General features: G+C 33.7%; 10 protein-coding genes. 1 reads left to right on the top strand and 9 read right to left on the bottom strand.

All coding sequences use genetic code 11. From position 1 onward, the window contains the following. Positions 1 to 267 (top strand): hypothetical protein (locus tag ABIN61_08730; GenBank protein MEO0294285.1); only part of this gene is annotated, 267 nt, incomplete at its 5' end. 50 nt (positions 268 to 317) lie between these two features. Here ABIN61_08730 and recJ read toward each other — a convergent pair. The 9 genes from recJ to ABIN61_08685 form a co-directional block, all read right to left on the bottom strand. After that, the gene (gene recJ / locus ABIN61_08725) at positions 318 to 1,961 is read right to left on the bottom strand and encodes a single-stranded-DNA-specific exonuclease RecJ (protein ID MEO0294284.1); all 1,644 of its coding nucleotides are present in this window, start codon (positions 1,959 to 1,961) and stop codon (positions 318 to 320) included. Further along, positions 1,958 to 3,253 carry a 30S ribosomal protein S12 methylthiotransferase RimO gene (rimO, locus tag ABIN61_08720; protein MEO0294283.1) on the bottom strand — a complete coding sequence of 432 codons (1,296 nt, stop codon included), beginning with the start codon at positions 3,251 to 3,253 and terminating at the stop codon, positions 1,958 to 1,960. Before rimO ends, recJ begins: the two co-directional genes overlap by 4 nt. Next, positions 3,250 to 4,851: a S41 family peptidase gene (locus ABIN61_08715; protein MEO0294282.1), complete on the bottom strand. Its 1,602-nt coding sequence runs from the start codon at positions 4,849 to 4,851 to the stop codon at positions 3,250 to 3,252. The genes rimO and ABIN61_08715 overlap by 4 nt, the downstream gene beginning before the upstream one ends. Next, positions 4,829 to 5,515, bottom strand: coding sequence for a dTMP kinase (gene tmk, locus ABIN61_08710; GenBank protein ID MEO0294281.1), 687 nt, complete (start codon positions 5,513 to 5,515; stop codon positions 4,829 to 4,831). Before tmk ends, ABIN61_08715 begins: the two co-directional genes overlap by 23 nt. Then, positions 5,484 to 6,578 (bottom strand): inositol-3-phosphate synthase, encoded by a 1,095-nt coding sequence (locus tag ABIN61_08705; protein MEO0294280.1) that lies wholly within the window; start codon positions 6,576 to 6,578, stop codon positions 5,484 to 5,486. Before ABIN61_08705 ends, tmk begins: the two co-directional genes overlap by 32 nt. Beyond that, positions 6,578 to 7,156 (bottom strand): CDP-alcohol phosphatidyltransferase family protein, encoded by a 579-nt coding sequence (locus ABIN61_08700; protein ID MEO0294279.1) that lies wholly within the window; start codon positions 7,154 to 7,156, stop codon positions 6,578 to 6,580. The genes ABIN61_08705 and ABIN61_08700 overlap by 1 nt, the downstream gene beginning before the upstream one ends. Continuing rightward, complete coding sequence (gene rsmI, locus ABIN61_08695) at positions 7,138 to 7,812, bottom strand: 16S rRNA (cytidine(1402)-2'-O)-methyltransferase (protein MEO0294278.1); 675 nt, start codon at positions 7,810 to 7,812, stop codon at positions 7,138 to 7,140. The genes ABIN61_08700 and rsmI overlap by 19 nt, the downstream gene beginning before the upstream one ends. Position 7,813: 1 nt before the next feature. After that, positions 7,814 to 8,806, bottom strand: coding sequence for a hypothetical protein (locus tag ABIN61_08690; protein MEO0294277.1), 993 nt, complete (start codon positions 8,804 to 8,806; stop codon positions 7,814 to 7,816). A 396-nt stretch (positions 8,807 to 9,202) separates the two neighbouring features. Beyond that, positions 9,203 to 9,392, bottom strand: a 190-nt coding sequence (locus ABIN61_08685) for a hypothetical protein (GenBank protein MEO0294276.1), incomplete at its 5' end; no start/stop codon positions are given.

Raw genomic sequence — 9,392 nt, 5'->3', positions numbered from 1 at the left:
GATGCTCCATGGTATAGTGGGGTTACCGAGAATACAAAAGAGAAAGAAAATAAACCGAGAAGTGAGATTGTTCTTCCCGGAAGTATTGTAAAACTCAATTCTGAAGGTGCCGTTGTTTACGATGTAACTGGAAGAGAGGTTATTAGATTAACCGGTGACTTATGGGATTTAAAAAATGCACAAGGTGAAGAAGTGAGTGGTGGGATATACTTTATTATCAACGAAAAGACAAAAGAGAAAGTAAAAGTTGTCCTTCCGGTAAAATAAAGAGAAGCCTTACAATAAGAATGGAGGCTGATCAGCCTCCATTCTTATTTTCATCCTTTTACGTCATAAATTCTCAATGAAACTTTCCCTGTCCAATCATCTACAAAAGGTGTATAAGCTATGCTAACTTTTTTACTGTCTTTGATCGAGCTAATCTTATCTCCAAGAGAAAAACCAATCCCAGAGAAATATTTATCTTTATCTTTAAACACGAATTTTAAATGATTATTTCCAACAATATTTGGTGAACATACTAATTCTATATCCTGTGCCGCAAAAACAGGTTTTGGATTCCCAATTCCAAATGGACCCAGCTCTTCTATATTTCTTACTAATTTTTCATCAACCCAATAAAGAGAAAGAGGAAAATCTATAAAAAGCTCCTTTAGTGAAATTTTCCCTTCCATTCTCCTTTCCACTTCCTTTACAAAAGCATTTTTAAAATCTTCAATATTTTCTCTCTTTATGGAAAATCCACAAGCTTGAGAATGCCCTCCGAATTTCTCCAAAAAATGAGATAAACCCTTAATGCAATCCGTAATATTGAAACCCGGAATACTTCTACCCGAACCTCTGCAAATTCCTTCTTTCTCGGAAATAAGAATTGTGGGCAAATAAAATTCCTCCACAATCTTAGAAGCAACAATCCCTATAACACCCTCATGCCAATTCTTTCCTGAAATCACAACCCCGGGAATATCTTCTCCATAAGACTCAATAATTTTTAAGGCATCAGCATAAATTTCTTCCTGTATTTTTTTTCTCTCAATATTACTTTTCTCTAATTTGGCAGAAATTAATTCTGCTTCTCGTTTATTATAAGTAAGAAGTAAACGAACAGCTTCTTTTGCTTCTTCCAGTCTCCCAATTGCGTTAATTCTTGGAGCAAGAATAAAAGCGATATGCCAAGCGTCGATCTTTTCCTTTTTAAATCCAGCTGTATTAAACAAAGAAACAATTCCGGGTCGCCGTCCTTCATTCATTATTTTTAATCCAAGAATTGTTATTACTCTATTTTCTCCAGTTAAAGGAACAACATCCGCTACGGTCCCAAGAGCAACGAGATCGAGATTCCAAAAGAGAAAATTCTCTCTTAGTCCTATAATTTTTGTAATAGCTTGACAAAGTTTAAAGGCAATCCCAACCCCTGCAAGTTCCTTATAGGGATATTTTTCTGACAAATGAGGACTTATTACAATCTCAGCAGGATTTTCGCTTTCTGGCAAATGATGGTCTGTAACAATAACTTCCATACCAAGCTCTTTTGCTCTTTCTATCTCTAAAACAGAATTTATCCCACAATCTACAGTAATTAAAAGTTCTGTTCCGTTTTTCTTCAATTCTTCAATTCCTGCTTTATTTAATCCATACCCTTCTTCCAGGCGATGGGGAATATAAAAATCAACCTCTGCTCCCAATTTTCTCAAAAACGCCAACATTAATGAAGTTGCAGAAATCCCATCCGCATCAAAATCACCAAAGATAGAGATCTTCTTCCTTCCTCTTACGGCTTCCAATATCTTTTCGCTTGCCTTTCCCACGTTATCAAGAAGAAAAGGGTCGTTTAAATCTTTAGGAGAAGGATTAAGAAAAGAATCAAAGTTTGAAATCCCTCTTACTTTTAAGAGAAATTTTATAATGGACTCTGGTTTTTTATCTTGTGGAGGATCCTCGCTTCTAAAGATCCATCTCATTTAAGTTCTCCTACAAAATCACCCCCAAGAACACTTTTAATTACAACAGGATAGATCTCTCCAACCTTAATTTTAAAATTACCAGGAATCCAAACAACAGGATCTATTTCTGGAGCGGAAGACTTCATTCTTCCAAAATATTCTCCACTTTCCTTTCCATCAATTAGAACTTCAACCACCTTTCCTATAAATTTTTTACTTCTCTCCTCCATTTTCCTCTCTATTATCTTCGAGATCTCCCTCATTCTTTCTTTTATTATTTTCTTTTTAAGGCAAGGCATATAATAAGAAGTGCTCCCTTCTTCAGGAGAATACTCAAAAATTCCTATATGGTCAAAATTAGATTTCTCTATGAAATCACAAAGCTCTTTAAAATCTTCTTCCTTCTCTTCCGGAAAACCAATAATAAAAGTAGTCCTAACAGTAAACTCTCCAACTTTATCAATCATCTCTAATAATTCTTCTATCTCTTTCCTTCCGTAACCTCGTCTCATATAAGAAAGAACTGAATCGGAAACATGCTGGAAGGGGATATCAAGATAATTTATCAGATTTGAAAAGTTATGAATTATCCTAAGCAATTCATCAGAAATTGAAAGAGGATGAAAATAAAGAAACCTAATCCATCCTGGGAAAAGAGGTGCAATTTCACCAATTAACTTTGAAAGATTCTCACCCTCACCTAAATCTTTCCCCCAAGAAGTTGTATTTTGTCCAACAACTATTAATTCCTTTACTATAGGAGGAAGACTTTTTATTTCCTCTTTTATTAAAGAAATCCCTTTTGAGCGCGAGCCACCTTTTATCTTAGGAATTATGCAAAAGCTACACTTAAAATCACAGCCTTCTTGAATTTTTAAATACCTATAATGGGAAGGGGTAACAGAAGGACTGTTTAAAAAAATACTTCTCCCCAAAAATCCAGAATTAGAAGTAACTTCGGATTTTCCTTTAATAATTAATTCTGGGAGTTTTTCTATTGAACCGGTTCCTACAATAAGGTCTATCTCCTCTAAATTTTTCTTCAGTTCTTCCCCATATCTCTGTGCCAGACATCCTACAACCACAAACAAAGCATCCTTATTCTTCTCTCTTAGATTTAGAATTGTCTCAATAGACTCTAAAACTGCTTCTTTTATAAAAGCACATCCATTTACAACAATAATATCTGAATCTTCTGGAGTTTCGGATAAGTTAAAATTATAAGAATTAATAAGATTATTTATGATAGCTTCACTATCAGATTCGTTTCTCGGGCAACCAAGAGTCTCTAAATAGAAAGTCTTTTTCACCTTTTAAGAGAAAAGACATCTTTTGGAGTTTTAGCAGTTTTAAGAATTTTTAATGCTACTTGAATGTGTTCATCTTCTGGAATGCTTGCCTCATACCTCCCTTTAATCCCTTTTTTATTATAAGCCACTCTTATCTTAAGTTCCCTTTTTATTTCATTTAGGGACTTATCCCACTCCTCTTCCGAAAATCCTATTGGTTTTCCAGTCTCCCTTTGGAGATACTCCTTTACCCTTCTTAAGATTTCTCTACTCACATCTTCTGTCAATTTTACAGTGTCTGGAAAGTTCTTAAGAAACTCAATATTCTCTGCAAATTCTAAAGAATCCTTCTTTAAAGATTCTTTCACCTTACTCTTAAAAGCTTCAATCATAGAAGGTGTAACCTCTTCAACACCTGGATGCTTTGCAAGATACTCAACAACAAAATCAAAACTATATCTATATATTCTCTCAAAGAAAGGGGAATATTTTATTTCTAAAACAGAGTCAGGAACAATGCCACCCCCTCCTTTCACCTTTCTATGTAATGGCCCTTTTGTATAATAAATCCTTGTTGTATCTTTTACTAATTCTCTATCAATGCATCTCCCAGAAGGAGTGTGGTATCGAGCTATTGTCAATTTAAGGGCTCTATTTCCAGGAAGACGATAAATTCTTTGGACAGAACCCTTCCCAAAAGTCCGAGAACCAATTAAAAGACCTCGATCCCAATCTTGAATCGCTCCTGCAACAATTTCAGAACCACTAGCGGAGAAAGAGCTCACCAAAACTACAAGAGGATACTCTGAATAAGCCCCATCATCAGAATAATAAAAATCTTTTGTGTTTTTGCCTTCTGTATAAACAATTTCTTTCTTTTTCTCTATAAAGAAAGAAGCTACCTTTGCTGCCACATCAAGAATTCCCCCAGGATTATTCCTTAAGTCTAAAATAAACTTATTCGCTCCAAGATCAATAAGAGAATCAAGAACAACTTTCAATTCATTAGGAGTAGTTTTACTAAAAGAATTTATGGCTATATAACCTATATTAGGTTTAATTAATCCTGCATATGGAACAGATTTAATTTTAATTATTGCTCTTACAATAGTATAATCAATTGGCTTATCCATCCCTTCTCTGGAAATTGTAAGAGTGACTTTTGTTCCAGGAGCCCCCCTCATCATAGACACAGCTTTATCCAAATCCATATCTTTAGTAGAAATTCCATCTATCTTAATTATCTTGTCTCCCTGGAGAAGACCTGCCTCATAAGCAGGAGTCCCTTCAATAGGAGCAATGATTGTTATATACTCACCCCTCTTCGATACCTGTATACCTAACCCTCCAAATTCACCTTCTGTATGAATCATTAGATCCTTAAAATCCTTTTCTTTAAGATAAGAACTATGACTATCAAGTGTATCTACAATTGCCTCTATGGCACGTTCCAATAACTCTGTTATATCTACGTCATTAACATAGTTATCATTTATAATTCTTAAAACCTGTTCTATAGAGTTTATGGCAGTAAAAACGTTTAAAGAAGAATAAATAAAACCAACTAAAGCAATAATAACAAGAGCAACCAAAAAACTATATTTCTTTTTTTTCTCCATTAAACTCCTCCCCCAAAAAATCAATGATTTTTTCTTTTATTTTTTTATGAGTCTCTTCTATAGAACCCCGAGCATTAATTAAAACAACCCTTCCCGGATTTCCTTTGGCTATCTTAAGATAAGCTTTTCTAACTTTTCTATGAAATCTTAAAGGTTCCTTTTCAATCCGATCCGGTTTTTTTATCCTATTTTTTGCAATAGCAGGATCTACGTCAAGCAAAAAAGTTATATCTGGCTCTCTCTTACTAAATAAACTTAATTTCTTAAGTAATTCTATTTCATTTTCATTTATCCCTCTGCCCACTCCCTGATAAGCAAAGGTAGAATCAAAATATCTATCCGAAATTACAATTTTATTTTTATTAAGGTTTGGTTCAATAACCTCTGTAAGATGACTAGCCCTATCTGCTAGATATAAAAAAAGTTCTGTATATTTATTTATTTTACTTTCCCCCTTAAGAAGAATCTTCCTAATCTTTTCCCCAATTTTAGTCCCTCCAGGTTCTTTAGTAAGACAAACATCAAATCCTTTTGTTTTTAGCCACTTATACAATAAACCTGCTTGCAGTGTTTTACCCGAACCTTCCACACCCTCAAAAGTTATAAAAACACCTCTTTTTTTCTTATTATTTCTATTTTTTTGGTTTCTTCCTATATTTTTCAATAAATTCTTCGGTTTTTTGCTTTGCTATAGAATCAGGATACTGCTTTGGAGGAGATTTCATTAAATAAGAAGAAGGTTCTATTAATGCTCCTCCAATTTTATGATTAAGGGCAAGTTTCATTATTCTAATTGCGTCTATTATTACTCCTGCGGAATTCGGTGAATCCCAAACTTCTAATTTCAACTCAATATTAAGTGGAACATCTCCAAAAGTTTGCCCTTCTAACCTCATATAAGCCCATTTCCTATCAGCAAGCCATTCTATATAATCAGAAGGTCCTATGTGAATGTTCTCTTTACCAATGTCATAAGGAAGAAGAGAAGTAACAGCTTGCGTTTTTGACTTCTCCTTAGAAACAAGTCTTTCTCTCTCTAACATATTTAAGAAATCTGTATTTCCACCCACGTTTAATTGGAACGTCCTTTTAAGCCTAACCCCTCTATCAAGGAAAAGCTGAGTTAAAGCTCTATGAACAATTGTAGCTCCAACTTGAGATTTAATATCATCTCCTATAATAGGAAGCCCCTTTTCCTTGAACCTATCAGACCAATACTTTGAAGAAGCTATAAAAACGGGAATTGCATTTATAAATCCAACCTCTGCCTGAAGAGCTTGCTCTACATACCATTTTGTTGCCTCTTCACTTCCTACAGGTAGGTAGCTAATCATTATTTCTGCTCCAGTATCCTTAAGAACTTTTACAATATCTACAGTTGAACCAGGAGCTTTCTTTATCACATTCGCAAGATATTTACCAATTCCATCGTGGGTCATTCCTCTTTGCACCTTAACACCAAGTTTTGGAACATCTGTAAATTTATAAGTATTGTTTGGAGGAGCAAAAATTGCCTCTGAAAGATCCTTCCCAACCTTCGTAACATTTATATCAAAAGCAGCGACAAACTCAATATCTCTAATGTGGTATCCACCTAAATCTACATGCATAATTCCGGGAATAGACTGATTTGGATCTGCATTCCTATAATAATAAACCCCTTGAACAAGTGAAGAAGCACAATTTCCAACACCAACTATTGCAACTCTAATTTTATCATCATCCATTAGCTACCTCCCTTTTTCAGCCGTTCATAAGCAATTATCATTCTTTGAACAGCTGTTATATTCGCTCCAAAAGCTATTATTCCAATTACATAAATTATCTTCTCTGGTATTAAAACCAGACCAATAATCAAAAGAACAATTCTTTCTGTCCTCGTAAACAAACCTTCTTTAATTTCAATTTCCAACCCTTCTCCTCTTGCTCTTACATAACTTGTAATATAAGCTCCTAAAAAAGCCACCACACAAAAAGCAAAAAGAAGCTTACTCTTACCTCCTAAAGCTATAGAAAAAAATATAAAAAACTCTGCGTATCTGTCAAGGGTCGAATCAAGAAAAGCCCCAAATTTTGATGTTTTCTCTTTCATTCTGGCAACCTCTCCATCAATTGCATCTAAGATCGAACCAAAAATTAAAATTATCCCTCCTATTCTAAAAAAACCTTTCCAAATAAATATGGAAGAAAAAAACACAATTAAGAAACCAATAAAAGTTATAAGATTTGGGGGGAGAAAGGAAAATAATTTAACAAGTGGGTAAAGAAGCTTCTTCCCTTTTTCCCTTAAGCTATCCCAGACCAATTCTTTCCTCCAATTAAAACCACAAATTCTCCTTTTAATTCTGGCATATTATCAATAATTTCGTTTGCCTTTCCTCTAATTACTTCTTCGTAGATCTTTGTCATCTCTCTTGCAAGAACTATAAACCTATCCGGTAAGATTTCTCTTATCTCAATGAGAAGTTTTTCTATCCTCCTTGGAGACTCAAAAAAAATGACTGTTCTTTCCTCCCCTTTTAGAGATTCTAAAATCTTTCTCCTTTTTCCTTCCTTTTTTGGAAGATAACCTTCAAAAATAAATTTATCTGAAGGAAGTCCCGAAAGAATAAGGGCATTTATCAAAGAACAAGGGCCTGGTAGGCTAGTAAAAGGTTGTTTTTCTTTTATTAAATGTTTAACAAGATAAAAACCTGGATCTGAGATAAGAGGAGAGCCGGCAGAGGTAATAAAAATAAAGTCCTTCCCTTCTTGGAGTTTATTCAGAATCCAGGAAGTCATCTTTTCTCTATTATAATCGTTAAAAGTTTTAAGAGGTTTTTTAATCCCATAATGCTCTATCAAAATTTTTGTCCTTTTCTTATTCTCGCAAATAATATAATCTACCTCTCTCATTATCCTAATAACCCTATAAGTAATATCTTCAAGATTTCCAATTGGAGTTGCAGCAAAATAAACCAAATTACTCTATATCTAACCTGGAAAGTTTAGACTTTTCAAAAAATCCAGTTTTTTTCAAAGCAAAACGATAATCTTTTAAAGAGTTATGAATAATTATGTCTGTTTTTCTTCCAAGAACAACAAATATTGCATCTGCGAATTGATCAATCCAAGCTGCGAACGCTTCTGTTATCTCTTCATCTGTTCCAATAAAAGGAGTATAGGTAATTTTAAGATCTTCCTCAATCTTAAAATTTTTCAGAATTTCCCATTTTTCCCTTACATTTTCAAAAGAAGGAATGAGTGTTTTTCGGACAAGAGAAATCCCGACAACATCTATAAAAGAAACAATAAGAGTGTTAAAAAATTTAACAAAGAGTTCAATCAAAGCAGGACTTGCCTGTCTTTTCGCTTCCTTTCCTTTATAAGCACTTATTAACATATCTTCCTTTTCCAATAAAGAAAATAAGGTTTCCTTATCAATTTTCCTTTTACTTTTTTTTAGAGGATATATTGTTTGAGGGGCGCCATTTTCAAATTTCACAAAAGAATACATATTTGACTTGTTCAAAGCAAGAAATCCATTGAACTTAAGGCTTTCTAACTTTTCAAAGAGAACTTTAAGGTCAACATTTTTTATTCTCTTATCTGCAAACAAAGGTTTTTCTTTAAACAAAGTAATTATAATATTAAGAAGCTCTTCATCAATCATATGAATATCAACAAACCCTTGATGAGCCTTTTTAGCTTTTTTAAGAACTTCTTCTAAAGGAGCCTCTTCAAATCTATTTTCCTTAAAAACACCAGCTCCAATTGTCTCCCCATTTTTAAAGAAAAGATATTCGTAACTTTCCGGATATTTTATCTCAATATAACCCAATAAGCGCCCCTCTCTATTCTTTTTAGCTTGACTTAAAATATTATCAAAATTTACAAATTGTATTGGAGCATTATTTAAGATTAAATTCCCAACTGGAAAAACCATACCACTCTGCCCTTTTAAATTATTATACAAACGCCATATTAAAAAGTCAAGAGAGAGAGGAATCTACCTACTCCAAAAATTTGTGTTTCAAAAGTCGAAAATTGAGTATAACAGGTTAGGTAGCATTTTCTTCAAGGAAAAGAAATTGAAAAATCTCCTTTCTGGTAGAATAAAACCAAAAAGAGCTAAAAACACAAATTTCTAAAAAGTCAATAGGTTTTTACAAATTAAGAAATTCGATGGGTTTACCAGAAGGGAAGTTTTTAGAAGATGTCGTAGTTAAGGGGATGAAGAAAGGAGATGACCATATTTCCAAGTTTAAAAGAAAACAAGGAATATAATCATACTGAAAAGAGAGTAAACGTAACATAGGTAAAGAAAACCTGTAGAAGGGGAGAGTTACCCCGAAAATTGTGTCTGAGCATATTATAATTCCTCCCTGGAATATTGCAAGTGGTAAATTCTATTTAACCGATACTGCTCCGATCTTAAATGTAGATGAGGTTTTCTCCAGGGAACTGAACTCAACCGCTTATATATCAAAAGCACGCTTATATCCAGTATCTCCGTAGATTGAAAATACCATCCCCTTTCATATCTTACTCCCTCTATCAAA

Source organism: candidate division WOR-3 bacterium, assembly GCA_039804165.1.
Lineage (GTDB): Bacteria > Hydrothermota > UBA3072 > UBA3072 > UBA3072 > JAFGHJ01.
Note: the sequence above shows the minus strand (reverse complement) of the source record. Positions and strands in the feature narration are given on the sequence as shown.

Bases quoted from the DNA above. Each gene is read 5' to 3' on its own strand.
- recJ (MEO0294284.1), bottom strand. From the start codon at position 1,961: ATGAGATGGATCTTTAGAAGCGAGGATCCTCCACAAGATAAAAAACCA.
- ABIN61_08715 (MEO0294282.1), bottom strand. From the start codon at position 4,851: ATGGAGAAAAAAAAGAAATATAGTTTTTTGGTTGCTCTTGTTATTATT.
- ABIN61_08705 (MEO0294280.1), bottom strand. From the start codon at position 6,578: ATGGATGATGATAAAATTAGAGTTGCAATAGTTGGTGTTGGAAATTGT.